The sequence below is a fragment of the Palleronia aestuarii genome (assembly GCF_003253995.1).
Taxonomy (GTDB): domain Bacteria; phylum Pseudomonadota; class Alphaproteobacteria; order Rhodobacterales; family Rhodobacteraceae; genus Palleronia; species Palleronia aestuarii.
This window is the reverse complement of the sequence record NZ_QKZL01000001.1, coordinates 357,958-381,936: the sequence shown is the minus strand read 5'-3', so window position 1 is coordinate 381,936 and position 23,979 is coordinate 357,958. Positions and strand designations below refer to the sequence as shown.

The 23,979-nt window shown below is 66.7% G+C and carries 22 protein-coding genes; 9 read left to right on the top strand and 13 right to left on the bottom strand.

Going from position 1 to position 23,979, the window contains the following annotated elements:
* Positions 1-133 precede the first annotated feature (133 nt).
* The 4 genes from speD (at position 134) to LX81_RS01900 (ending at position 2,656) form a co-directional block, all read left to right on the top strand.
* Positions 134-664 carry an adenosylmethionine decarboxylase gene (gene speD / locus LX81_RS01915; RefSeq protein WP_111535579.1) on the top strand — a complete coding sequence of 177 codons (531 nt, stop codon included), beginning with the start codon at positions 134-136 and terminating at the stop codon, positions 662-664.
* 28 nt (positions 665-692) lie between these two features.
* The gene (locus LX81_RS01910) at positions 693-1,247 is read left to right on the top strand and encodes a 2'-5' RNA ligase family protein (RefSeq protein ID WP_211322686.1); all 555 of its coding nucleotides are present in this window, start codon (positions 693-695) and stop codon (positions 1,245-1,247) included.
* The gene (gene speE, locus LX81_RS01905; RefSeq protein WP_111535578.1) at positions 1,244-2,095 is read left to right on the top strand and encodes a polyamine aminopropyltransferase; all 852 of its coding nucleotides are present in this window, start codon (positions 1,244-1,246) and stop codon (positions 2,093-2,095) included. Before LX81_RS01910 ends, speE begins: the two co-directional genes overlap by 4 nt.
* A 150-nt stretch (positions 2,096-2,245) precedes the next feature.
* Positions 2,246-2,656: a DUF7282 domain-containing protein gene (locus LX81_RS01900; RefSeq protein WP_373280256.1), complete on the top strand. Its 411-nt coding sequence runs from the start codon at positions 2,246-2,248 to the stop codon at positions 2,654-2,656.
* Positions 2,657-2,743: 87 nt separating this feature from the next.
* Here LX81_RS01900 and LX81_RS01895 read toward each other — a convergent pair whose 3' ends face one another.
* A complete protein-coding gene (locus LX81_RS01895; protein WP_111535577.1) occupies positions 2,744-3,007 on the bottom strand; it encodes an usg protein in 264 nt (87 codons plus the stop codon).
* Between the two features lie 184 nt (positions 3,008-3,191).
* Between LX81_RS01895 and gyrA the strand changes: the two genes are divergently transcribed.
* On the top strand, positions 3,192-5,945 hold the full coding sequence (gene gyrA, locus LX81_RS01890) for a DNA gyrase subunit A (protein WP_111535576.1): 2,754 nt from the start codon (positions 3,192-3,194) through the stop codon (positions 5,943-5,945).
* A gap of 20 nt (positions 5,946-5,965) precedes the next feature.
* Here gyrA and LX81_RS01885 read toward each other — a convergent pair whose 3' ends face one another.
* Positions 5,966-7,144, bottom strand: coding sequence for a GGDEF domain-containing protein (locus LX81_RS01885; protein WP_111535575.1), 1,179 nt, complete (start codon positions 7,142-7,144; stop codon positions 5,966-5,968).
* Between the two features lie 318 nt (positions 7,145-7,462).
* Between LX81_RS01885 and trmFO the strand changes: the two genes are divergently transcribed.
* Positions 7,463-8,824 (top strand): methylenetetrahydrofolate--tRNA-(uracil(54)-C(5))-methyltransferase (FADH(2)-oxidizing) TrmFO, encoded by a 1,362-nt coding sequence (gene trmFO, locus LX81_RS01880; protein ID WP_111535574.1) that lies wholly within the window; start codon positions 7,463-7,465, stop codon positions 8,822-8,824.
* 29 nt (positions 8,825-8,853) lie between these two features.
* Positions 8,854-9,684, top strand: a complete 831-nt coding sequence (gene gluQRS / locus LX81_RS01875) for a tRNA glutamyl-Q(34) synthetase GluQRS (protein WP_111535653.1) — start codon at positions 8,854-8,856, stop codon at positions 9,682-9,684.
* Here gluQRS and hisI read toward each other — a convergent pair.
* Positions 9,681-10,040, bottom strand: a complete 360-nt coding sequence (hisI, locus tag LX81_RS01870; protein WP_111535573.1) for a phosphoribosyl-AMP cyclohydrolase — start codon at positions 10,038-10,040, stop codon at positions 9,681-9,683. The two genes, gluQRS and hisI, sit on opposite strands and share 4 nt — an antisense overlap.
* A 65-nt stretch (positions 10,041-10,105) precedes the next feature.
* On the opposite strand from hisI, the gene LX81_RS01865 reads away from it, so the two are divergent.
* A complete protein-coding gene (locus LX81_RS01865) occupies positions 10,106-10,555 on the top strand; it encodes an iron-sulfur cluster assembly scaffold protein (RefSeq protein WP_111535572.1) in 450 nt (149 codons plus the stop codon).
* Positions 10,556-10,949: 394 nt separating this feature from the next.
* Here the strand turns inward: LX81_RS01865 and recG are convergent, their stop codons facing one another.
* The 4 genes from recG to sciP all read right to left on the bottom strand — a co-directional run bounded on the left by recG (position 10,950) and on the right by sciP (position 16,484).
* Positions 10,950-13,034: an ATP-dependent DNA helicase RecG gene (gene recG / locus LX81_RS01860; protein ID WP_111535571.1), complete on the bottom strand. Its 2,085-nt coding sequence runs from the start codon at positions 13,032-13,034 to the stop codon at positions 10,950-10,952.
* Positions 13,031-15,295 (bottom strand): NAD-dependent DNA ligase LigA, encoded by a 2,265-nt coding sequence (gene ligA / locus LX81_RS01855; protein WP_234822449.1) that lies wholly within the window; start codon positions 15,293-15,295, stop codon positions 13,031-13,033. Before ligA ends, recG begins: the two co-directional genes overlap by 4 nt.
* A gap of 94 nt (positions 15,296-15,389) precedes the next feature.
* Positions 15,390-16,103 carry a response regulator transcription factor CtrA gene (gene ctrA / locus LX81_RS01850; RefSeq protein ID WP_111535570.1) on the bottom strand — a complete coding sequence of 238 codons (714 nt, stop codon included), beginning with the start codon at positions 16,101-16,103 and terminating at the stop codon, positions 15,390-15,392.
* A gap of 102 nt (positions 16,104-16,205) precedes the next feature.
* Positions 16,206-16,484 carry a CtrA inhibitor SciP gene (sciP, locus tag LX81_RS01845; protein WP_111535569.1) on the bottom strand — a complete coding sequence of 93 codons (279 nt, stop codon included), beginning with the start codon at positions 16,482-16,484 and terminating at the stop codon, positions 16,206-16,208.
* Between the two features lie 139 nt (positions 16,485-16,623).
* Between sciP and mnmA the strand changes: the two genes are divergently transcribed.
* On the top strand, positions 16,624-17,766 hold the full coding sequence (gene mnmA, locus LX81_RS01840; protein WP_111535568.1) for a tRNA 2-thiouridine(34) synthase MnmA: 1,143 nt from the start codon (positions 16,624-16,626) through the stop codon (positions 17,764-17,766).
* Positions 17,767-17,773: 7 nt separating this feature from the next.
* On the opposite strand, the gene lpxB is transcribed toward mnmA, so the two are convergent.
* Genes lpxB through bamA form a run of 6 tightly spaced genes read right to left on the bottom strand, consistent with a single transcriptional unit; the run spans position 17,774 to position 23,903 of the window.
* Positions 17,774-18,910 carry a lipid-A-disaccharide synthase gene (gene lpxB / locus LX81_RS01835; RefSeq protein WP_111535567.1) on the bottom strand — a complete coding sequence of 379 codons (1,137 nt, stop codon included), beginning with the start codon at positions 18,908-18,910 and terminating at the stop codon, positions 17,774-17,776.
* Positions 18,907-19,716, bottom strand: a complete 810-nt coding sequence (locus tag LX81_RS01830; protein WP_111535566.1) for an LpxI family protein — start codon at positions 19,714-19,716, stop codon at positions 18,907-18,909. The genes lpxB and LX81_RS01830 overlap by 4 nt, the downstream gene beginning before the upstream one ends.
* Positions 19,713-20,510, bottom strand: a complete 798-nt coding sequence (lpxA, locus tag LX81_RS01825) for an acyl-ACP--UDP-N-acetylglucosamine O-acyltransferase (protein WP_111535565.1) — start codon at positions 20,508-20,510, stop codon at positions 19,713-19,715. Before lpxA ends, LX81_RS01830 begins: the two co-directional genes overlap by 4 nt.
* The gene (fabZ, locus tag LX81_RS01820; protein WP_111535564.1) at positions 20,507-20,965 is read right to left on the bottom strand and encodes a 3-hydroxyacyl-ACP dehydratase FabZ; all 459 of its coding nucleotides are present in this window, start codon (positions 20,963-20,965) and stop codon (positions 20,507-20,509) included. Before fabZ ends, lpxA begins: the two co-directional genes overlap by 4 nt.
* Before the next feature lie 60 nt (positions 20,966-21,025).
* Complete coding sequence (locus LX81_RS01815; RefSeq protein ID WP_170133819.1) at positions 21,026-21,559, bottom strand: OmpH/Skp family outer membrane protein; 534 nt, start codon at positions 21,557-21,559, stop codon at positions 21,026-21,028.
* A 19-nt stretch (positions 21,560-21,578) separates the two neighbouring features.
* The gene (bamA, locus tag LX81_RS01810; RefSeq protein ID WP_170133822.1) at positions 21,579-23,903 is read right to left on the bottom strand and encodes an outer membrane protein assembly factor BamA; all 2,325 of its coding nucleotides are present in this window, start codon (positions 23,901-23,903) and stop codon (positions 21,579-21,581) included.
* Positions 23,904-23,979: the final 76 nt, after the last annotated feature.

The window sequence follows — 23,979 nt, the reverse complement described above, 5'->3', positions numbered from 1 at the left end:
GGCATTTTTCATTGCGTGGAAAGGCCATGGGGCCTATCTGCGCCTCACTTCGAAGGGACCGATCCCAACTTCGCGAAAGCGGGGGGGCGCTAAGGGACCACGGATTCAATCTACTGGCTGAAAGGGGAGTTCCATGGACGGAACCAACCTCTTCCAACTGGGGATCGGTCTGGAGACAGGCGCCCAAGCGGAAGATTCCACCGCTCGCACGGCTATTGCCGATCGCGATTCCATCAAATGCGACACGACGCGCGACATCTTCGCCGAAGATCGCGACGACCACTTCATCCGTGAGGACGGGGCCGTCTTCGCGGGCCGTCACCTCATCATCGAGGTGGTCAATGGCCACGGGCTCGACGACGAGGCCCGGATCCAGCAGGCGTTCCGCGACTGCGTGACCGAATGCGGCGCGACGCTGCTGCACATCCACACGCACAAGTTCTCGCCGCAGGGCGTCTCCGGCGTGGCCGTGCTCGCCGAGAGCCACATCTCCGTGCACACCTGGCCGGAGATCGGCTACGGCGCGTTCGACGTCTTCATGTGCGGCGACGCCGATCCCTGGCGCTCCGTGGACGTGCTGAAGGCCGCCTTCGCGACCGACGATGTCCGCGTGCGCTCCCTGCGGCGCGGCGACGGCGTGGTGACCGAGGTCGCCGCCGCCTGACGGATAGGGCCGGCACGCCGCCTGCGACGTGCCGGTCCTTGCCCGGGCCTCGAGGCTCGCCTACTCCGACGGCATGGCCCTGATCCTCACCTTCGGCTTCGACAGCGCGAGTTTCGCCCGCCTCGAAGCGCTCCGGCAGCGTTATTTCCCGCCCGCGCGCAACTTCATCCCGGCGCATCTGACGCTGTTCCAGCAACTCCCCGAACATGCGATGGACGACCTGCTCGCCACGCTTGCGCGAACGGCGAAGGCCACCGCGCCACTGCCGTTCACGGCCACGGGCATCCTCGATTTCGGCGGCGGGGCCGCGATCGCGCTCGACGCGCCGGGCGCCGGGCGCCTGCAGGGCGATCTCCGCACCGCATGGGAGGACGTCATCACCGCCTCCGACGACCGTGCCCGCAAGCTCCACGTGACCGTGCAGAACAAGGTCGACAGGGAGACGGCGAAGGCCACGCAGGCAACCCTCCGCGCGGGTTTCGCGCCCTGGGACGGGGTCCTTGACCGGCTGATCCTGTGGCACTATCGCGGCGGCCCGTGGGAACGCATCGCCACCTGCCCGCTCAGAGGAGAGACGCCATGACCGACATGACAGGCTGGAGCGTCGAGCGGCTCCACGAGGATCACGCCCAGGCGCTGCGCGTCACCTCCGTGCTCTACGACAGCGAGACGGAGCACCAGCGCCTCCGCGTGATCGAGAACCCGACCTTCGGCCGCGTCCTGACGCTCGACGGTGTCGTGCAGGTCACCGAGCGCGACAACTTCATCTACCACGAGATGATGACCCATGTGCCGCTCTTCGCCCACGGCGCGGCGAAGCGCGTCCTCATCGTCGGCGGCGGCGATGGCGGCATGGCCCGCGAGGCGCTGCGCCACCCGCTCGAGCGCGTGACGATGGTGGAGATCGACGCGGGCGTGGTGGATTTCTCGAAGGAATATCTGCCCGCGATCTCGGACGGCGCCTTCGACGATCCGCGCCTCGATCTCGTCATCGCCGACGGCGCCGCGTTCATGCGCGAGACCGAGGGCGGCTACGACGTCATCATCGTCGACAGCACCGACCCCGTCGGGCCGGGAGAGGTGCTTTTCACCGACCATTTCTACGGCCTTGCGAAGCGCGCGCTCGCGCCGGGCGGCATCCTCGTCACGCAGAACGGGGTGCCCTTCATGCAACCGGAGGAACTTCGGGGCACGATGCGCGCCTTCTCCGCCCTCTTCGGCGATACGACCTGCTATCTCGCGACGGTGCCCACCTATGCGGGCGGGCCGATGGCCTTCGGCTGGGGTACGGACGGCCTGGCACGGGAGACCTCTCCCTCCGACCTCGCGGCGCGCGTGGCGGCATCGGGTCTCGATTTCGGCTATTATTCCGCCGCGGTCCATTCCGCCGCCTTCGCGCTGCCGGGCTACGTGGCGCGGCTTCTGGCCTAGTCCGACTGCCGGGCCGGACCGGAGGAGCGCGCGGAGAATCTCGTCCGCGCGATCACGAAGCCACGAGAAAGATTAAGTTTTGCAACTGATGCGTCCGCTCGGCCGTATCTCCTCTTCGTAAGCGTTTTCAATTTCGAAGGGATCTTCATAATGAGAATTCAACTGACCGCTCTCGCCCTCGTCGCGTTCGGCACCTCGGCCATGGCACAGGACGGCATGACGCCGCAGGTCACCGCGTCGGATCAATCGGTCGCGAACGGCGTGGTTTCCGCCGACATGGTCACCGCCGGCGCCAATGGCTGGATGGTCGTCCATCGCACCGATTCGGAGATGAAGCCCGGTCCGGTCGTGGGCTACGCGCCGCTCCGCGCGGGCGAGAACACCGACGTCGCCGCCATTCTGCAGGAGGACGTGGCCTCGGGCGACATGCTCATGCTGATGGTCCATTCCGAGGACGGCGGCATGGAGACCGGGGTCTTCGAATACACCCTCGGGGCGACCGAAGACGGCCCGATCCGGATGAACGACGAGCTGGTCATGACCGTCATCAGCGCCGAGTGACGCGCATCGCTCGCCGACCCGGCGGGCGGTCCATGCCTCGTGACTTCCGCGGCCCGTCCCGATCGATCTCGGGACGGGCCGTTCGCGTCAATGCAGGGTGAACTCGCCCGAGAGCTTGCGCCATTCGCCGGACGCGATCTGCTTGCGGTGAATGAAGCGCACCGAATGCAGCGGCCCCTCGATCTCGCGCTGCCAGAACTCGACGAACTCGAAAAGCTTGGGATGATCGGGGGCGATGTCGTAATCCTGCCAGACGAAAGTATTCAGGACGTTCTTGTAATCGGGCATCCGGTAGAAAAATTCCGCCGTGGTCAGCCCATAGCCCTTGAGCATCAGTTCGGTCTCGGTCATTCCCTGTCTCCGCTACGCGTTACTCCCCAGGGACCACTCTGCGGCATCGCGGTTAGTAATCAATGAAAACAATCTGTTGGCACTTTACGGCGAGCGCTGCCAGAGCACTCGCGCAACATTGCACCCACCCGTCCCCTGCTGATAAGGTCGCGCGAGATTTGAGCGCATAAGGAATGGCGGCGAGATGAGCGACACGCCCGATCCCCCCGAGACGACGGACGAGGACGGCCCGGAGCGGTCGGGCCCGCAGATCTCGATCGTCGAGGAGATGCAGTCCTCGTTCCTCGACTACGCGATGTCGGTCATCGTCTCCCGCGCGATCCCGGACCTGCGCGACGGCCTGAAGCCCGTCCACCGCCGCATCCTCTACGCGATGCACGAGACCGGCAACACGCACGACAAGGCCTACCGCAAGTCCGCCCGCCCCGTGGGCGACGTCATGGGCAAGTACCACCCGCACGGCGACTCAGCTATTTACGAGGCGCTGGTACGGATGGCGCAGGACTTCTCCATGTCGCTGCCGCTCCTCGACGGTCAGGGGAACTTCGGCTCCATGGACGGCGACAACGCCGCGGCCATGCGCTATACCGAGGTCCGGATGGACCGCCCCGCGCAGAGCCTTCTCGCCGATATCGAGAAGGACACGGTCGACTTCCAGGACAATTACGACGGCAAGGACCGCGAGCCCACCGTCCTGCCCGCGCGCTTCCCGAACATGCTCGTCAACGGCGCGGGCGGCATCGCTGTCGGCATGGCCACGAACATCCCGCCCCACAACCTGGGCGAGGTCGTGGACGCCACGCTCGCGCTCATCGAAGACCCCGACATGTCGACGGAAGCGATCATGGAGATCGTGCCCGGCCCCGACTTTCCGACGGGCGGCGTGATCCTGGGCCGCTCCGGCGCGCGCAAGGCCTATCTCGAAGGGCGCGGGTCCGTCATCCTGCGCGCCAAGGTCCGGACGGAGGAGATCCGCAAGGACCGCTACGCCATCGTCCTCGACGAGATCCCCTATCAGGTGAACAAGGCCTCCCTCGTGGAGCGGATCGCCGATCTCGCGCGCGAGAAGAAGCTCGAGGGCATCTCTGCTGTGCAGGACGAGAGCGACCGCGTCGGCGTCCGCGTCGTGATCGAGCTGAAGCGCGACGCCACGCCCGACGTCGTGCTGAACCAGCTCTACCGCTTCACGCCGATGCAGACCTCCTTCGGCTGCAACATGCTCGCTCTTCACGGCGGCCGGCCGGAGCAGCTCGGCTTGCGCGACTTCCTCACCCACTTCATCGCCTTCCGCGAAGAGGTCGTCGCCCGCCGCACGGCCTTCGAGCTCCGAAAGGCACGGGAGCGGGCGCATGTCCTCTGCGGCCTCGCCGTGGCGGTTTCGAACGTGGACGAGGTGGTCCAGACCATCCGGTCGAGCCAGGACGCGACGGAGGCGCGCGGGCGGCTCATGGAGCGGCGCTGGCCCGCGGAGGAGATCGCCCCCTTCATCCGGCTCATCGACGATCCGAGCCACAAGATGAACGAGGACGGCACCTATTACCTGAGCGAGACGCAGGCCCGCGCCATCCTCGACCTTCGGCTCCAGCGCCTGACGCAGCTGGGCGTGAAGGAGATCACCGACGAGCTCGAGACGCTCGCGGGCAAGATCCGCGACTATCTCGACATCCTGCGCTCGCGCGAACGGATCATGGCGATCATCGCGAGCGAGCTTCGCGAGGTGCGCGAGCAATTCGCCGTGCCGCGCCGGACGGAGATCGTCGACTGGGCCGGCGACATGATGGACGAGGACCTGATCGAGCGGGAGGATATGGTCGTCACCGTCACGCAATCGGGCTACATCAAGCGCACCGCGCTCGCCGATTTCCGCGCGCAGCGCCGCGGCGGCAAGGGCCTCTCGGGCGGCGGTCTCAAGGACGACGACGTCGTGACCACGCTCTTCGTGGCCAACACCCATACGCAGCTTCTCGTCTTCACCACCGACGGCATGGCCTACAAGCTCAAGACCTGGCGCCTGCCGCTCGGCGGGCGCACGTCGAAGGGCAAGGCGATCGTCAACATCCTGCCGATCCCCACCGGCGTCTCCATCGCCGCGATCATGCCCGTCGACCGCGACGAGGATCAATGGTCGGAGCTGCAGATCGTCTTCGCCACTTCCGCGGGCACGATCCGGCGCAACGCGCTGTCGGACTTCACCAACGTGAACCGTGCCGGCAAGATCGCGATGAAGTTCGAGGGCGAGAACGAGGGCATGCGCCTCATCGACGCGCGCATCGCCTCGCCCGACGAGGACGTGATGCTCGTCACCGCCAAGGGCCGCGCGATCCGCTTCCCCTCCACCGACGTGCGCGTGTTCAATTCCCGCGCCTCCGTGGGCGTCCGGGGCATCCGGCTCTCGAAGGGCGACGCGGTCGTCTCGATGGCCGTGATCCGCCATTTCGAGGCCACGCCCGAGGAGCGGACCACCTATCTCAAGATGCGCCGCGCCATGGCGGGCCTCGCCGACGACGCGGAGGCCGAGGCCGATGAGGAGGAAAGCGCGGGAGAGGCGCAGGACTTCACGCAGGAGCGCTACGCGGAGATGTCGGCGGCCGAGGATCTGATCCTGACGATCACCGCCAAGGGCTCGGGCAAGCTCTCCTCGTCGCACGATTACCCCGTCCGCGGACGCGGCGGGCAGGGCGTGATGGCGATGGACCGCGCCATGCGCGGCGGCCCGCTCGTGGCCTCCTTCCCGGTGGAGATGGACGACCAGATCATGCTCGCCACCTCCCGCGGCCAGTCGATCCGGGTGCCGGTGGACGGCATCTCGTTCCGGTCCCGCGGCGCGGGCGGCGTGCGGGTCTTCAACACCGGCGCGGGCGAAGAGGTCGTCTCCGTCGCCTGGATCGCGGAGCAGCAGGAAGACGAGATCGTGGAGGGCGGCGAGACCGGGGAGTGAGCCTCGTCCGCGAGGCCGGTTCAACCGTTCGAGACACGCCCTTCGCGCATCCGGTTATGGGCGTCGCGCAATGCGCGGCGCTTGGTGAGGTCGATATGGGCCTCGGTCCGCAATATCTCGAGCTCGTCGGCGAAGATCACCAGGTTCCGCCCGCTGCGCTTTGCGCGATAAAGCGCAAGATCGGCCTGCCGGAACAGTTCGCTCATCGCGACCTTTCCGAAATCCTCCAGGAGCGCGACCCCGATGCTCACCGTGAGGTTGATCTGCGTGCCGTTCAGTTCGACGGGCGTGACGCAGATCCGGTGGCGCAGGGTCTCGGAGATATGCGCGGCGGAATCGAAGTGACGGGTTTCGAGCAGGATCGCGAATTCCTCGCCGCCGAACCGGCAGACGTGACCCTGATCGCCCACCACCTCGGTCGCGAGGTTGGCCACGAACTTCAACGCCTCGTCGCCGGCTTCGTGACCATAGGTGTCGTTGACAACCTTGAAGTGGTCGATGTCGAGGACCATCAGCGCCCGTCTGTCGCCATCCTCCGCCGTCTCGATCGAACGATTGACCAACGCGTTGAAGGACCGGCGGTTGGGAATGCCCAGGAGCGGGTCGAGAAAGGCATCGGCGGTCAATCGTCGTTCGGTCTGGAACATCCGCCGCTCCCGCTCGATCAACGTTCCCATGAAGAGCGAGCCTATCAGCGCGCCGATCGTCAGGACCGGCACGACCGGCCAGACGAGCTCGTTCGCGACCGCCATGGGAAGCAGGAAGACACTCCACGTGTTGAGCGAGATGAGCGCGCCGAGAAAGAGGAGCTGCACGGGTTTGACCGCATCCCGAAGGCGGACGATCACCCGCCAGATGCTGCCGGCCGCCGCGGCGGTGAAGATGCCCGCGACGCCTGACACCGCCCCGAGACCGCCGAGATGGAGACGATAGGTCGCAGCCATCAGGGCCGCCAGCAATCCCGCTTTCCATCCGCCGAACCCGGCGGCCAGCCCGACGATGATCGCCCGGCCATCGATGAGGATCCCGTCGCCGAACGACACCGGAACCCACATGGCAGCGATCGCGCCGCAGCCGAAGGACAGGCCTTGCAGGATTTGCCGCGTTTCTATGGTCACCCGGTTGAGCGCGCCGAATGTGATCGCCAGCAGTGACATGATCCCGAATGCGAAGAGGATCGGCAGGAGGATCGACATCATGTACTGCACTGCTCTCTCGCCGCTGCGTCACGTAGGTCGATGCAGCGGATTATCATTTGAGTATGGTTACGGAGTGACGGTGGACTCGCTAACAACGAGTTAACATATGCAACTTAGGCGTGTACAGCCTCATTCTCAGGTCGCCCCGTGCTTTCGGGATTGCCCGGCACCGGACGTCACGACGTTTGCGGTACATCCTGTGTACATCCGATGCACCTTTGCTGTACGGGCTATGTACCGCGGCCATACGCCCGCCGCACGTGCGGTGCACGCCGGGTGTACGCGCGGTGTACGGTCTGTGTACGGGGGACGATCGCCATGACGGAGACGCTTCATATCGTCGGCGGCGGGATGGCCGGATCGGAGGCGGCCTGGCAGGCCGCGGAAGCCGGGATCTCCGTCGTCCTGCACGAGATGCGCCCCGCGACCGGCACTTTCGCTCATCGCACCGGCGATCTAGCGGAGATGGTCTGCTCCAATTCCTTCCGCTCCGACGACAGCGAACAGAACGCCGTGGGCCTCCTGCACTGGGAGATGCGGCAGGCAGGCGGCCTCGTCATGGCGACGGCCGACCGTCACCGTCTGCCCGCGGGCGGCGCGCTCGCCGTGGACCGCGATCCCTTCGCGCAATCGGTGACGAAGGCGTTGAAATCGCATCCGAATGTCCGCGTCGAACCGGGCGAGATCGCGGCATTGCCGACGGACGGACACTGGATCATCGCGACCGGTCCGCTCACCTCCGGCACGCTTGCCGAGGCGATCCGGACCGAGACCGGCACCGACGCCCTCGCCTTCTTCGACGCCATCGCGCCGATCGTCCACCACGACAGCATCGACATGTCGAAGGCCTGGATGCAGTCGCGCTACGACAAGGGCGAGACGGAGGAGGAGCGGACCGCCTATCTCAACTGCCCGATGGACCGGGAGACTTACGAGGCCTTCATCGACGCTCTCCTCGCCTCGTCGAGGACGGAGTTCCACGAGGGCGAGACCGCGAAGTATTTCGACGGCTGCCTCCCTATCGAGGTCATGGCCGAACGCGGCCGCGAGACACTCCGCCACGGCCCGATGAAGCCCGTGGGCCTCACCAATCCGCACGCGCCCGACGTGAAACCCTACGCGGTCGTACAGCTGCGCCGCGACAATGCGTTGGGCACGCTCTACAACATCGTGGGTTTCCAGACGAAGATGAAGTACGGCGCGCAAGCCGATGTCCTGCGGATGATCCCGGGGCTGGTGAACGCCCGTTTCGCACGGCTGGGCGGCATCCACCGTAATACCTTTCTGAACGCGCCCACGCTTCTGGATTCCGAGCTCAGGCTGCGGTCGAAGCCGAATATCCGGTTCGCCGGGCAGATCACGGGGGTCGAGGGCTACGTCGAATCCGCCGCGATGGGTCTTCTGGCCGGACGTCTCGCCGTGGCCGAGATCACCGGGCGGCGCCTGCCGCCGGTGCCGTCCACGACAGCGGTGGGCGCGCTCGTCACCCACATCACCGGCGGTGCCGACGCGAAGACGTTTCAGCCGATGAACGTGAATTTCGGGCTCTTCCCCCCGGTCGATCTGAAAGGCGGCCGCCGCAACCGCCCCGCGCGCTACAAGGCCTATACGGATCGCGCCAAGGCCGACTGGAACGAGTGGCTCGCGGCCGATCTGCACCGTTCCGTCGCGGCGGAATAGCGCGCCCATCCGGGGGAAGGTCGTCCGCCCTGATCACCCGCTTCGCACCCTCGCCCACCGGCAAACTGCACCTGGGTCATGCCTACTCCGCCCTGCTGATCCGCCGGCTGTCGGCGGGCCAGACGATGCTCCTCCGGATCGAGGACACCGACACGACGCGCTCGCGGGTGGAGCATGCCGCGGACATCGTCGATGACCTTACCTGGCTCGGCATCTCATGGGAGGGGCCCGTAAGGCGACAATCCGAACATCTGGACGCCTACGACGAGGCCCTTCGGACACTCGGCGCACGGGGCCTCCTCTATCCCTGCTCCTGCACGCGACGCGACATCATCGATGCCGGGGCGAAGGCCGGACTCGACGGTTTCGTCTATCCCGGGACGTGCCGCAAACGCCCGATGCGGAGCCTCCGGCCTGGCGATGCGCTGCGGCTCAACCTGCGCCGTGCGCTTTCCGAGATCCCGGGCTCGCCTGCCTACGAGGAAGACGGACCGCTCCATGCGGGAACGCATCGCCTCGACGTCTCTCTCCTTCTCGATCGGATCGGCGACCCGGTGCTGAAACGCCGCGGAAGCGGCGATATCGCCTATCACCTCGCCTGCCCGCACGACGATGCGCTCCAGGGCGTGACGCACGTGATCCGTGGCGCGGATCTGTGGCACGCCACCCCGATCCACGTCCTGTTGCAATCCATCTTCGGATGGCCGATCCCGCGCTACCATCACCATGACCTCATCCGGGACGCGTCGGGCCGCAGGCTCGCGAAAGTCGACCTGTCGAAGGCGATCTCGCGCTATCGCGCGGAGGGCGCGACACCCGAGGATATTCGCGCGATGTTGCCGCCCCTGCCCGGCGCCTAGGTTTCGGGCGACAGGATCTCGACCTCTTCACCATCGCGAAGCGCGGTATAAAAGCAGCTTCGCCGCCCGGTATGGCAGGCGGGACCCTCCTGCCGGACGAGAAGAAGGAGACAGTCGCGATCGCAATCCACGCGCATCTCAACGAGGTGCTGGAGATGTCCGCTCGTCTCGCCCTTGACCCAGAACGCGTTTCTCGACCGGCTCCAATAGGTCACGCGACCGGATTCGAGCGTTCGTGTCACCGCCTCCGCGTTCATCCAGGCGAGCATCAGCACCTCGCCCGTGGCATGGTCCTGCGCCACCGCCGGCAACAGGCCGCGGGCGTCGAAAGTCAGTGTCGCGGGATCGAAGCTCATCGGAACCTCCTTTGCGCGGAGCAGATGACGGCCTATCTAGAAGTCCGATTGAGCGAGGGAAACCCATGGCCGACAGCGACATGATCAAACTCTATTCCGGGCGCATCCTCGAACTCGCGGCCGACATTCCGATGACGGGGCGGCTCGACGCGCCGGCCGCGACGGTGAAGCGCCGCTCGCCTCTCTGCGGCTCGTCGGTCATCGTCGATCTCGGGGTAGAGGACGGCCGCGTCTCGGCCTTCGCGCAGGACGTAAAAGCCTGTGCGCTCGGTCAGGCCGCCGCGGCGATCGTCGGACGCTCCGTTCTGGGCCGCACGCAGGCCGAGATCGAACGGGCCCGCGACGAACTCCGCGCGATGCTGAAATCCGGTGGTCCGGTCCCCGAGGCCCCCTTCGACGGGTTCGAGGTGCTGGAACCGGCGCGGGACTACAAGAACCGACACGCCTCCATCCTCCTGACGATCGAGGCGACCGCGGAAGCCTTTGCCAAGGCGGAAGAGACGACCGGCGCCTGACCGCAATACTTTAATAAAAAAACCGCCGCGCATCCGGGCGGATGGCGGCGGCAGGGGCGTACCGGAAACCTCCTGTCGGGGCGAGACGGACCCCGGATCGGAAGGCGCTTGCGTCCCGTCGAACCTGGGGAGGCAAAAGATGGGACCGGTGCGACCGGTACGCAGGCAGAAAGAAATCCCCCGGGTCAGACAAGTCCCGGCAGGTAGAGACCTGCCACGAGCAGGGCGGCGATCGCGGAGGCCCCAGCGAAATCTTCCAGAAGCGTGTCGGACCGCGACAGCGCAGCGACGAAATCGGTCATCATGAGCGTTCTCCTCGTGGAATGTTGTCTATTTGTTCTCACTATGAGCATTGATTCGCAAGAACTTTATGAGAACATTCCGGTGGGCGGGGTCAGCCGGACGCCAGAAGGCGGATCGCCTTGTCCTGCTCCATGAGCCAGAGCAGCGTCCGGATCGCCGTCCCGCGCGAGGAAGCGAGCTCCGGATCGGCGGCGAGGAAAGCCCGCGCATCGCTTTGTGCCAGTGCCATGAGCGCGGTCTGCCGTTCCAGATCGGCGATGCGGAACCGCGGAAGTCCCGATTGCGCATGTCCGATCAGATCCCCCGCCCCGCGCATCGCCAGATCCTCCTCGGCGATGCGGAAGCCGTCCTCAGTCTCGCGCAGGATTTCGAGCCGCCGTCGTCCGCTCCCGGCAAGGGGCGGCTGGTAGAGCAGGAGGCAGGTCGACTGGGCGGCGCCCCGTCCGACCCGGCCGCGAAGCTGGTGGAGTTGCGCGAGGCCGAACGCCTCCGCCCGCTCCACGACCATGATCGAGGCATTGGGCACGTTCACGCCCACCTCGATCACCGTGGTGGCCACGAGGATTCCCGTCTCCCCCTGGGTGAACCGCGCCATCGCGGCGTCTTTCTCCGCGGGCGGCATCTGGCCATGGACGAGACCCACGCGCGCCTCCCCCAGCGCCGCGCGGAGATGATGGGCCCGCTCCTCGGCAGAGGTGAGGTCCGACACCTCGCTCTCCTCGACGAGCGGGCAAACCCAATAGGCCTGCCGCCCCTCCTCGATTGCGGCACGAAGCCGCTCGACCACCTCCGAGAGCCGGTCGAGGCCGATCAGTGCCGTCTGAACCGGTTTCCGGCCCGGCGGTTTCTCGTCGAGGATCGAGACGTCCATGTCGCCGTATTGCGCCAGACTCAGCGATCGCGGGATCGGCGTCGCGGTCATCGTGAGCACGTCGGCGGTCTGCCCCTTCGCCCCGAGCTCCAGCCGCTGGCGGACGCCGAAACGGTGCTGCTCGTCCACCACGGCAAGCCGGAGATCGTGGAACGCGACGTCCTCCTGAAAGACGGCATGGGTACCGACGAGGATCTGGATGTCCCCCTCGAGGAGGGCGGCAAGCTTCGCTTGCCGTTCCGCCCCCCGGTCGCGACCGGTGAGGATCTCGAGAACGATCCCCGCAGTTTCGGCGAGCGGCTGCAGACTTTCGAGATGCTGGCGGGCGAGGATCTCCGTGGGCGCCATCAGGACGCCCTGCCCCCCGGCCTCGACCGCAGTCACCAGGGCCGCGAAGGCCACCAGCGTCTTTCCCGATCCGACATCGCCCTGCAACAGCCGGTTCATGCGGCGCGGTGCCGCCATGTCCGCCGCGATCTCCGTCATCGCGCGCGATTGCGCCCCGGTGGGATCGTAGGGAAGACCGGAGAGAACCGGATCGAGGAGCCTGCCCGTCCCGGCGGAGGCTCTTCCGGGCCGCCGCGCACGACGGCTCCGTGCGAGTGCGAGGGTAAGCTGGTGGGCGAGAAGCTCGTCATAGGCCAGCCGCTGCCGCGCGGACGCGTTCGGCGCGAGATCCAGCTCCGCCTGCGGCGCGTGCGCCGTCTCGATGGCGCGGCGCCACTCGGGCCAGCCTTCGCGCGCAAGGAGGTTCGGATCGATCCATTCGGAAAGGTCGGGCAGGCGCGCGATGGCGGAGGATGCCGCGCGCGCCATCATCCGCTGCGTCATACCGGCGGTCAGGGGGTAGACCGGCTCGAATGCCGGGATCGAACCCGCCGCGTCGAGCGCCACGATATGATCGGGATGGGTCATCTGCACGATGCCGTCAAAAAGCTCGATGCGGCCCGAAACCACCCGCCGCGCGCCACGCGGCAGCGTGCGGTCGAGCCAGTCGCCCTTCACGTGGAAGAACGCGAGCTGGAAGGTCGTCTCCGCATCCGCGACCTCGATCCGGGCGGGTCCGCGCCCCTTCGCGGGAAGATGCCGTCCGATCGTGACCTCCACCGTCACCGTTGCGGGCGGCACGACCTCGCGGATGGAGGCGCGACGCGTCCGGTCGATCCCACCTTGCGGTAAGGTGAAAAGCAGGTCGCGCGGTGTCTCGATCCGCATCTGCGTCAGGCGCTTCGCGGCCTTCGGCCCGATCCCGTCGAGCGCGGTCGTCGCGGCAAAGAGCGGGAACAGGATTTCGGGCCGGCTCATGCCCCCTCGATCAGGGCGATCCAGCCATCCTCGTCGATGACCTCGACACCGAGCTCCGCGGCCTTCTTCGCCTTCGATCCCGCGCCGGGACCTGCGATCACCAGGTCGGTCTTCGCCGAAACGGAGCCCGAGACCTTCGCCCCGAGGCCCTCCGCACGCGCCTTGGCCTCTTGACGCGTCATACGCTCGAGCGTTCCGGTGAAAACCAGCGTCTTGCCCGCGACGGGGCTCCCCTCGGTCGCAGGCGCCGAGACGGGCTCGATGTCGAGGAACGCGGCCAGCCGGTCGATGGAGGCCCGTTCCGCACCTTGGGCGAAGGCGGAGACGAGAGCCTGCGCGGCCACGGCGCCGATCCCGTCGACGGCCACGAGGGCGTCCCAAGCGGCGCGAGCGTCCGGCGAGACGTCGCGCTCCGCCCAGGCCCGCGCGCGCGCGTCCGAGATTCGTGCGCGGCGGCCATCGGCAGCGGCCGTAGCGCGTTCCTCGACGACCGCCGCCTCGGCTGCGAGATGTGCGCGTTCGGCCGGCACCGCGAGGTCGACCGCTTCGATCAGCGAGGCCCAATCGCCGTAATGTCGCGCGAGATCGGCAGAAACCACTTCCCCCACATGCCGGATCCCGAGCGAAAAGATCACCCTGTCGAGCGGGATGGAGCGCTTGCGGTCGATCGCAGCGAAGAGGTTCCGCGCCGATTGCGCGCCCCATCCCTCGCGGTCCTTCAACGGGGCCTCGGTATCATCGCCATGCCGCGCCTCGAGCGTGAAGATGTCGGAGGGCTCAGCGATCCAGCCTTCGCGGTGGAACTCCTCCACGAGCTTCGCGCCCAGCCCCTCGATGTCGAAGGCCGCGCGGGAGACGAAATGCTTGAGCTTCTCGACCGCCTGCGCGGGACAGGTCAGCCCGCCAGAGCAGCGACGGACCGAATCGCCGGGCTCGCGTTCCGCGGCCGATCCGCATTCGGGACAGATCTCGGGGAACGCAAAGGGATCCGCTCCGTCAGGGCGTCGCGTCAGATCGACATCGGCGATCTTCGGGATGACGTCGCCGGCGCGGTAGACCTGCACCCAATCGCCCTCGCGGATGTCGCGCCCCTCGCGGATCGGCTGGCCGGAGGCGTCGCGCCCGGCGATGTAATCCTCGTTGTGGAGCGTCGCGTTCGAGACGACAACACCCCCGACCGTTACGGGGGCGAGCCGCGCGACGGGGCTGAGCGCGCCGGTCCGTCCCACCTGGATCTCGATCCGCTCGAGCCGCGTCCAGGCGAGCTCCGCCGGGAACTTGTGCGCGATCGCCCATCGCGGCGTGGTCGAGCGGGTGCCGAGACGGCGTTGCAGGGCGAGATCGTTGACCTTGTAGACGACGCCGTCGATATCGTAGCCGAGCATGGCCCTCTGCGCCTCGATCCTCGCATAGAGGGCGAGCATCGCCTCGATCGTGGGACAGACCTCCGTCAACGGGTTCGTCGTGAAACCGAGCGCCTCGAGACGTTCGATACTGCCCATCTGCGTCTCGGCGAGGGGCGCGCTCAGTTCGCCCCAGGCATAGGCGAAGAACCGCAGCGGCCGCGACGCCGTGATGCCTGCGTCGAGCTGACGCAGCGATCCCGCGGCGGCGTTGCGCGGATTGGCGAAGACCTTCTGGCCCGCCTCGGATTGCCGGGCATTCAGGGCGGCGAAATCGGCATGGGTCATGTAGACCTCGCCGCGCACCTCCATCAGCTCCGGCGCGCCTTCCACCCTTTCGGGGATGTCGTCCACGCAAAGGGCGTTCGCGGTCACGTTCTCCCCGACGAGCCCGTCGCCCCGCGTGGCAGCCTGGACCAGCCTGCCTTCCTCGTAGCGCAGCGAGAGGGAAAGCCCGTCGATCTTCGGCTCCGCAACGATCTCGAGCGGCGCATCGGCGTCGAGGCCCAGATAGGCGCGGACGGATCGGGCGAAATCGGCGACGTCCTCCTCGGAGAACGCGTTGCCGAGAGACAGCATCCGTCGTGCATGGGTAATCTTGGAGAACGTTGCGGAGGCGGGCGCACCGACCCGCTCGGTCGGCGAATCGCTTCGTTTCAGGTCGGGAAACCGCGACTCAATCGCACCGATTCGACGTTTTGCCGCATCATAGGCGGCATCGTCGAGGATCGGATCATCTTCGGAATGATAGGCGACGTTCGCCGCGTCCAGAAGATCGGTGAGCCGGGCAATCTCGGCTTCGGCCATCTCGCCCGTCATCGCGTCGACAGGCATGTCGTCTGACCGCGCGCGCGTCATTCTCGTCCTCGTCCCGCTCCTTCGCAGGACTGTCTATGCCGCCGGACGAAGCCCGTCCAGCCGTCCCGTCGAGGGGGACGGCCAGCCCGGGCTTCTAGCCGGCTGCGGCGACGCGTTTCGGCTCCTCGACTGGCTCGGGATCGCGCAGGACGTAGCCGCGGCCCCAGACCGTCTCGATGTAATTGTCGCCGCCCGTCGCCTGGCTAAGCTTCTTGCGCAACTTGCAGATGAAGACGTCGATGATCTTCAGTTCAGGTTCGTCCATGCCGCCGTAGAGATGGTTGAGAAACATCTCCTTCGTCAGCGTCGTGCCCTTCCGCAGGCTCAGAAGTTCGAGCATCTGGTATTCCTTGCCGGTCAGATGCACCGACTTGCCGTCGACTTCCACGGATTTCGCGTCGAGGTTGACGACGACCCGCCCGGTATGGATCAGGGACTGCGAATGCCCCTTGGAGCGGCGGATGATCGCATGGATCCGCGCGACGAGTTCCTCGCGGTGGAACGGCTTCGTCAGATAATCGTCCGCGCCAAAACCGAAACCCTTGATTTTGGTCTCGGTATCGTCGGCACCGGTCAGGATCAGGATCGGCGTGTTGACCCGCGCGAGGCGCAGTTTTCGCAACACGTCGTGCCCGTGCATGTCAGGCAGGTGCAGGTCGAGAAGGATCAGATCGTAGTCGTAGAGCTTGGCGAGATCGATCCCCTCTTCGCCCATGTCCGTGCAGTACACGTTGAGGTTGGCATGCGTCAGCATCAGCTCGATGCTGCGCGATGTAGTGGGGTCGTCCTCTACCAAGAGTACACGCATCGCTCTCTCCGATAACATCCCGTTCACGGTTAACGTGAACGAGATAGATTAACGGCTGGTTACCCGGTTGTACCCAGCTGTGCCCCACCACAGCACATCAACTTAAAGTTGTCTATACTTTTGTAGCCGCGTCGTCTTCAAAGCGGCTTCACCGTAGCGCAGGACTGCGTTCGACCAACTGTCGAGCTCTTCCTCGCTGATGCTGTAGAGCTTGCATGCGGCCTCCTTCTTCAGAAGCCCCGCGGCAACGGCACGCACGACCGCGGCCTTGCGGCTTGCGACCCAGCGCTTGGTGCCGGGTTCGGGCAGATCGGCACGTGTGATGACCTGCCCCCCCGGCAGGGTGACGGCGCGCGGGCCGTCGATTTTCTTCAGATACATCGTCTCACCCCATTCAAGAAACGTGCCGGCATTAAGTTTGATGCCGCTTAAGGAGCGGTGAAACGCGACCTTGCGATTGCCCGCAATTTTCCTATATTCCTCGGTGTTTTACCGACCGTGCCTGATGAAGGAGCCTGCCATGGCCCTCGACGCGAGCAGCGTGAATTCCCTGGGCTTCGCGAAGCCGCCCGCAGAAACCCGCGTCGTCGTCGCCATGTCGGGCGGCGTCGACAGCTCGGTCGTCGCGGCCGAGCTTGCGGCGGAAGGCTACGACGTGGTGGGTGTGACGCTGCAACTCTACGATCACGGCGCGGCCCTCGCGAAGAAGGGGGCCTGCTGTGCCGGGCGCGACATCCACGACGCGCGCAGGGTCGCGGAGACGATGGGGTTTCCGCATTACGTGCTCGATTATGAGAATACGTTCCGCGACGCGGTGATCGACGAGTTTGCCGATAGCTATCTCGCGGGCGCAACGCCCGTTCCCTGCATTCGCTGCAACGAACGGGTGAAGTTTCGCGACCTTCTCGAGACCGCGAAGGATCTCGACGCCGATTGCATGGCGACGGGGCACTACATCCGTCGAGAGATGGGGGCTGAACGCGCGGAATTGCACCGCGCGGCCGATCCCGATCGCGACCAGAGCTATTTCCTGTTCTCGACAACGGCGGAGCAGCTGGACTACCTTCGGTTCCCGCTTGGCCATCTGCCGACCAAGGCCGCCACCCGCGCGCTTGCCGAGCGCCACGGCCTGTCCGTCGCGATGAAACCCGACAGCCAGGATATCTGCTTCGTTCCGAACGGCGATTATGCGAGCGTGATCGAGAAGTTGCGCCCCGGTGCCGCTGATCCGGGAGAGATCGTCCATGCCGACGGGCGCGTCCTCGGCACCCATGCCGGCGTCCTGCACTACACCGTGGGCCAGCGCCGGGGTCTCGGCATCGGCGGGCTTTCCGAGCCGCTCTACGTCGTGAAGCTCGACGTCGAGGCGCGGCGCGTGATCGTCGGCCCGAAGGAGATGCTCTCGACCCGGATCGTGCCGGTGCGGGAGATCAACTGGCTCGGCGACGCGCCCTTCGCATCGCAATCCGAATGGCATCTGGGCGTCAAGGTGCGCTCTACCCGACCGCCGCGGGAGGCGATCGTCCGACCGATCTCGCCGACGGAGGCGGAGGTGGAACTGATCGTCGCGGAGGACGGCGTCTCGCCGGGACAGGCCTGCGTCTTCTACGCCGGCGAAGGCAGCCGCGTCTTCGGCGGCGGGTGGATCTGGCGCGGGGCCTGAGGTCGCGTCAGCCGGCCACGGCGAGACCGTCGAGGACTGCGGCCGCCGCGCGCAGGCCGGGAGGCGGTCCGTCCCGCCCGAGGGCCCTCATTGTTTGCTCCAAGGCGTCCAACTGGTCCGACGGGTGGACAAGGAGCTGCAGGAGGGCCCCGGCGACCCCGTCCGGTCTGCAGGCGGGTCCGAGGAATTCAGGCACGATCCTCTCGTCCGTGATGAGGTTGACGAGCGTCACCGTATCGATCCGTGCCATGCGCGACATGATCTGCCACGAGAGCCATGACATGTCGTAGGCCACGACCATCGGCGTCCCGGCCGCCGCAAGCTCCAGTGACACGGTGCCAGACGCCGCGAGCGCCACATCCGCCGCACGGAACGCCGCATTCTTCCGCGCCACCTCTTCGGATGGAACGATCCGGGTGGCGGGCCAGTCCCGGGAGAGGTATTCGACCAGCGTCTCGAGCCCCGGTGCCGCCGGCAGGAGGACGCGGAGGTCCGGATGGTGTCGCGAGACCTGCCGCAAGGCGGCGCCGAAGACGGGTGCGAGCCGCGTGACCTCGCTTCGCCGCGATCCCGGAAGCGCGAGGACGACCGGCCCGCCGCCAAGTTCGGCGCGCAGTTCCGCCGCCGCTTCGGGTGATGCGATGGCCTCGGCCACCACGGGATGTCCCACAAAATCGCAGCGCATCCCCGCCGCCTCCATGTAGGGCGGCTCGAAAGGCAGGAGCGCCAGGACCTGGTCGACATGGCGCGCCATGCGGATCGCGCGCTTCGGCCGCCATGCCCAGACGGAGGGGGCGACGTAATGGACCGTGCGGACCCGTCGCGTGCGACGCACCCGTTCCGCGACCCGCAGACAGAAATCCGGGCTGTCAATCGTGATCAGGACGTCGGGAGACGCGGCAAGGACCGCTTCCGCCGTTTCGATCATCCGACGCCTGAGATGAGGATATTTCGGCAGAACCTCCGCGATCCCCATGACGCTCAGCTCCGCCATAGGAAAGAGCGAGGACAGGCCCTGCTTCTGCATGAGCGCGCCACCGACACCTGCGAAAGTGACGTCCGGCCGGAGTTCTCTCAGGCCCGCCATGAGCGCGGCGCCGAGCCTGTCCCCCGAGGCCTCCCCCGCGACCAGGAAGACTTTCATCCCCGGATCCAGACGAAGAGGCCGGCCGCATCGGCCTCCGCAACGAGCGCCTCCCGGTCGAGCACGAGGACACCTCCGGCAGCGATCGTGATGCCTGATAATCCCGCGCGGGACGCCGCGGCGACGGTCTCGATCCCGATCGTGGGAAGGTCGATGCGGCGGTCCTGCCCCGGCTTTGGCGCCTTCACGAAGGTGCCGCCCGCGGGAAGGTCGCGCGCGAGCGCGCCATCCCCGCGCGCGGCGGCGAGGCTCGCGAGCATCCAGTCCGTTCCGGGAAGGGCCTCCACGGCGAGGACTTGACCCCGCGCCACGACGCAGCCCTGTCCGATATCGGCCGCCCCGAGACGGGAAACGACCTCCATACCGCGGACCGCGTCCTTCCTCGCGGTGTCGTCGGGCGCGATGGCGCCGAGGACACCCTCCGGCGGCAGGAGATCGGGCAGGATCGCGTCCGCGCCGACCGGCGCGATGCCGGCCTCCTCGAACGTGGCGAGCACGGCGCGGAGCGCGGCATCGTCGCCCTGCCCCATCGCCGCAGCGATCCGCGGGACGAGCGGCAGGGTCGCCGCATCGATGCGGGAGGGATCGACGGACGGCCGCTGGATCGCCCCCGCGAAGCAGACCGTGTCGACGCCGCGCGCCCGAAGCCCCGCGAGAAACGTGCCCAGCGTCTCCAACCGGAAGCTTTCGACCGGGCCAAGCCCATCCGGTGCGAATCCCTCTAGCGCGGCAAGATGCGCGTCGGGCCGCCGCTCCGCGATCAGGCGTGGCAGGCGTCCCTGCCCGGCAATCAGGCAAAGGCTCACGATGGGGTCAGGAAGCCGCGATCGGACGGCGCGAGGACGAACTCGGCGATCTCCCGCACGAACTCGCTCCCGCTCTCGGCACCGAGACGACGCGCGCGGTCCTGGAACGTCCCCTCGCCCTGCCTGAGCGTCTCGAACGCGGCCCGGAGCGCGGTGATGTCGGCGCGGCTCACGCCCCTGCGCTTCAGGCCGACGAGGTTCAACCCGTCGAGCTCGCCCCGTGGCGCCTGCACGAGAGCGAAGGGGATGACATCGCTGGTTACCATCGTGACCGCGCCGATGATCGCGCCCCGCCCGATCCGCACCCATTGATGGACACCGGAGAGGCCTCCGATGATCGCGTCGTCGCCGATCTCGCAATGGCCCGCGAGGGCCGCGTTGTTGACGAGGATGACACGGTTGCCGACCTGCGCGTCGTGCGCGACATGCGAACCGGCCATGAGGAGGCAATCGTCGCCCACCCGCGTCACGCCTCCACCGCCCTGCGTGCCGGTATTCACCGTAACATGCTCGCGGATCCGACAGCGCGCGCCGATCTCGAGCCGCGTCTCCTCGCCCCCGAACTTCAGATCCTGCGGGATCTCGCCCACGCAGGCGAAGGGGAAGATCACGCTGCCATCCCCGATCCGCGTGACCCCGGTCACGACCGCATGGCTCTTGACCTCCACGCTCTCGCCGAGGGTGACGCGGGACCCGATCGTGGCAAAGGGCCCGACGAGCGCGCCGGCACCGATCTCGGCTCCGTCGTCGATGACGGCCGATGGATGGACGATGGCGGTGGGGTGGATCGTCATGCCGCTTTGTTAAGATCGATCATCGCGGAGAACTCCGCCTCGCAGGCAAGTTCTCCGCCCACCTCGGCGCGGCCGTGGAACTTCCATACCTTGCCGCCGCCCCGCCGCGTGGTGATGCGCATGGCCAGGACGTCGCCGGGGATCACCTTCCGGCGGAACTTCGCCCCGTCGATGGACATGAAATAGACGAGAAAGCCAGTGTCGACGAGATTCATGCCGACGCCCACCATCACCGCCGCGGCCTGCGCCATCGCCTCGATGATCGTCACGCCCGGCATGATCGGATTGCCGGGGAAATGCCCCTGGAATTGCGGCTCGTTCATGGTGACGTTCTTGAAGCCCACCGCACTGTTCCAGCCATCGATTTCCTCGACACGATCGACGAGGAGGAACGGGTAGCGATGCGGAATGATCCGCTGGATGAGGCCGATATCGGCGCTGGTCGTCTCGGTCATCGGTTCCTCCGTTACGCGGAATGCCTCCGTAGCAAGCGGTCCCGCTTCTGACAAGAATGCCTAGTCCGGTGGCGTGTCGGCAGACGGATCCCCGCTGCCGTCGCCGATCGCTGCGTCGATGCGCTCGATCGCCGTGTCGGTGATGTCGACGGCTTCCGTCGCGGCGAGGACCGCGCGGCGGTCGAGGAGGACGCGGGCGCCCCGTTCGGCGATGATTTCGGTGAGGACGCCGGTGATCTGACCATAGAATTCCTGCCGCGCCTCGTCGCGCCGCCGCCCCAGGGCGCGGGCCTTCGCGTCCTGCTCCTCGCGATGGGTCGTGACGCGGCTGTCGAACGCTTCGGCCCGTTCGCGAAAGACTTCAGGCGGCAGGGCATCGCGCTGATCGGTGAGTGCGCGCTCCTGCGCGATCAGTTCCGTCTCGATGCGCCGGTTCTCGGCCGCGAGCTCCTCCGAGCGCCGGTCGATCTCCACGAGGATCCGCTTGCCAAAAAGGCTGTCATCGAAAAGCCGGTCTTGATCGACGACGACGACGGGAGAGGGATCAGGCGTCTGCCCGGCGGCCGGAAGGCTCAGGGCGAGGCCCAGGGCCATCGCGAGGACCGGGCCGAACCTAGAACTCCGTCGAGACGGTGACATTGAAGCTGCGGGTGTTGTCGTAATCTTCCGCCTGAAGCGGCTCGGAGAAGTTGAAGCGCAACGGTCCGAACGGCGTCGTCCAGAAGATCGACACGCCGATCGAGGAGCGGAGGTGGAAGGAATCGTCGACCTCCACTCCCCCGGCCCCGGTCGTGTCCTCGAGTGACCAGACGGAGCCCGCGTCGAGGAAGACCCCACCGGAGATCCCGTATTCCTCCGGCAGCCCGATCGGGAACTCCGCCTCGAGCCGCGCGGCGGCATAGGCATTGCCCCCGAGCGCGTCCTCGTTCGTTGCGTTGAGGTCGCGCGGACCGACGCCCAGTGGCTCGAAGCCGCGCAATTGCCGGCTGCCGAGGAAGAAGCGGTCGGTCACGCGCGTCTCGGTATCGCCAAGGGCGTTGATCGCGCCGCCCTCGAGGGTCGCGCGGAGCGTGATCTCCTCCCCGAAGACCTGCCGCTGTCCCAGGAGCAGCGCTTCGGTCTTAATGTATTCACTGTCGCCGCCGAGCCCCGCGAGGTCCTGCGAGAACCGGAAGAGGATGCCGGCATTCGGATCGAGGCCTGTCCGGCGCGTATCGTAGCTGTAGGTGTAGCCGACCGACGACGTATAGAGTGACCCCTCCTCCGACTGGATTATCGGCGAGCTGCCATCGTCGAGGGGATTGTCGGGATCGCCCGTATCCACGTCGAGGATCGTATCCTTCGAGAGGCGATAGCGCAGGCCGAGACGTCCGTTGAGGCTGATCGGGAAGGTTATGGACGGACTGAAACCGACGACTCGGGTGTTGTAGTCCGCCTCGTCGAAATCGTCGGTGTTGTAGAAGGCGTCGAACCGGAAGGCGAGATCGCGGCCGAAGAAGAACGGCTCGACGAAGGTGAAGCGCGACGATTGGGAATTCGTGGCGGTCACGATGTTGAAGGCGAGCGTCTGCCCCCGGCCGAGGAAATTGCGTTCCTGATAGCCGAGATTGAGACCGAAGCCGGTATCGGTGGAGTAGCTGCCGCCGAAGCTGAGGGAGCCCGTGGGCTGCTCCTCGACATCGACATCGACGATCACCTGCCCCGGACCCGTGCCGTCACGCGCCTCGACGGCCGCGTCGGCGAAGAACCCCAGGGCGCGGATCCGTTCGGCACTCGCCGCGATCTCCCGCGGATTGAAGGGATCACCTTCGACGATGTTGAATTGCTGCCGGATGACGCGGTCGAGGGTGGTGGCATTGCCCTCGATATCGATCCGCTCCACGAAGATGCGTGGCCCCTGCTCGAGCAGGAAGTTGACGTCGAGACGCTGGTTGCGCGGGTCGCGGGTGACCTGCGGAGTAGCGCGTACGAAGTTCAGCCCTCGTGCGAGCGCCAGCCGTTCCATGCGCGCGACGGTCTCCTCGATGGCGCGCGGTGTGTATGTCCCGCCGGAGCGGATCGTGGAGACACCGAGGAAGTCCTGCGCATTCACGCCCGGCAGGCTGGACGACGCGGTGATGCGGCCGAAATCGTATTGCAGCCCCTCCTGGACATTGAACTGCACGAAGAACGCGTTGCGGTCGCGCGCGAACTCGTTGTTCACGCTGTGAATCTGGAAATCGATGAAGCCGCGGGAATTGTAGAAGTCGGTCAGCAATTGCCGGTCGAGATCGATACGCTCGGCCACGAAGGTGTCGCCGCCGATGAAGGTCCGGAGCAATCCCGCCTGCCGTGTCTGCAGCACGCGACGCAAACGCCGGTCGGAATAGGCGCGATTGCCGACAAAGGACAGACGCTCGATCTCGGTGACGCGCCCCTCCACGATCTCGAAGACAAGATCGACGCGGTTGTCCGAGCGGCGGATGATGCGCGGGGTCACACTCGCCGACAGGCGCCCGCCGGCTCCGTAGGCCTCGGCGATGGCGGCCGCATCAGCCTCGGCTTGCGCGGGCGAGTAGACGCGCCGCGGCACGGAACCGATGACTTCCTGGATTTCCTCATCGGAGATCCGGCGATTGCCCTCGATGCTGATCTGATTGACGGTCGGCCATTCGCTGACGCGGATCACGAGGACGTTGCCGGCGGGCACGATCTCCACCGTCTCGAAGAGACCGGTATTCACGACATTCTGGTAGGCGGCATTCAGGGCGCCGGCGCTCAGCGCCTGTCCGGGTGCGACACCGGCGGCATTGAGGATGCTCGCACTGTCGACCCTTCGATTGCCCTCGATCCGGATATCGGAGAACTGGAAGTTCTGCGCAATGGCCGGATCCGCAGCGAGGATCGCCGCGCCCGGAATGGCCAGGCAGGAAGCCGTGATGCGGAGAACCGCGCCCATACCGATCCGGCGAAACCGCCGGGCCCCCACGTCGCGCATTGGTCCGATCCACTTCAAGTCTGCCCCTTGATCGGGC

What these genes read in the sequence shown, in the direction of transcription:
- speD (WP_111535579.1), top strand. Translation starts at nt 134, where the DNA reads ATGGACGGAACCAACCTCTTCCAACTGGGGATCGGTCTGGAGACAGGC.
- speE (WP_111535578.1), top strand. Translation starts at nt 1,244, where the DNA reads ATGACCGACATGACAGGCTGGAGCGTCGAGCGGCTCCACGAGGATCAC.
- LX81_RS01900 (WP_373280256.1), top strand. Translation starts at nt 2,246, where the DNA reads ATGAGAATTCAACTGACCGCTCTCGCCCTCGTCGCGTTCGGCACCTCG.
- LX81_RS01895 (WP_111535577.1), bottom strand. Translation starts at nt 3,007, where the DNA reads ATGACCGAGACCGAACTGATGCTCAAGGGCTATGGGCTGACCACGGCG.
- gyrA (WP_111535576.1), top strand. Translation starts at nt 3,192, where the DNA reads ATGAGCGACACGCCCGATCCCCCCGAGACGACGGACGAGGACGGCCCG.
- LX81_RS01885 (WP_111535575.1), bottom strand. Translation starts at nt 7,144, where the DNA reads ATGATGTCGATCCTCCTGCCGATCCTCTTCGCATTCGGGATCATGTCA.
- trmFO (WP_111535574.1), top strand. Translation starts at nt 7,463, where the DNA reads ATGACGGAGACGCTTCATATCGTCGGCGGCGGGATGGCCGGATCGGAG.
- hisI (WP_111535573.1), bottom strand. Translation starts at nt 10,040, where the DNA reads ATGAGCTTCGATCCCGCGACACTGACTTTCGACGCCCGCGGCCTGTTG.
- LX81_RS01865 (WP_111535572.1), top strand. Translation starts at nt 10,106, where the DNA reads ATGGCCGACAGCGACATGATCAAACTCTATTCCGGGCGCATCCTCGAA.
- recG (WP_111535571.1), bottom strand. Translation starts at nt 13,034, where the DNA reads ATGAGCCGGCCCGAAATCCTGTTCCCGCTCTTTGCCGCGACGACCGCG.
- ligA (WP_234822449.1), bottom strand. Translation starts at nt 15,295, where the DNA reads ATGACGCGCGCGCGGTCAGACGACATGCCTGTCGACGCGATGACGGGC.
- ctrA (WP_111535570.1), bottom strand. Translation starts at nt 16,103, where the DNA reads ATGCGTGTACTCTTGGTAGAGGACGACCCCACTACATCGCGCAGCATC.
- sciP (WP_111535569.1), bottom strand. Translation starts at nt 16,484, where the DNA reads ATGTATCTGAAGAAAATCGACGGCCCGCGCGCCGTCACCCTGCCGGGG.
- mnmA (WP_111535568.1), top strand. Translation starts at nt 16,624, where the DNA reads ATGGCCCTCGACGCGAGCAGCGTGAATTCCCTGGGCTTCGCGAAGCCG.
- lpxB (WP_111535567.1), bottom strand. Translation starts at nt 18,910, where the DNA reads ATGAAAGTCTTCCTGGTCGCGGGGGAGGCCTCGGGGGACAGGCTCGGC.
- lpxA (WP_111535565.1), bottom strand. Translation starts at nt 20,510, where the DNA reads ATGACGATCCACCCCACCGCCATCGTCCATCCATCGGCCGTCATCGAC.
- fabZ (WP_111535564.1), bottom strand. Translation starts at nt 20,965, where the DNA reads ATGACCGAGACGACCAGCGCCGATATCGGCCTCATCCAGCGGATCATT.
- LX81_RS01815 (WP_170133819.1), bottom strand. Translation starts at nt 21,559, where the DNA reads ATGGCCCTGGGCCTCGCCCTGAGCCTTCCGGCCGCCGGGCAGACGCCT.
- bamA (WP_170133822.1), bottom strand. Translation starts at nt 23,903, where the DNA reads ATGGGCGCGGTTCTCCGCATCACGGCTTCCTGCCTGGCCATTCCGGGC.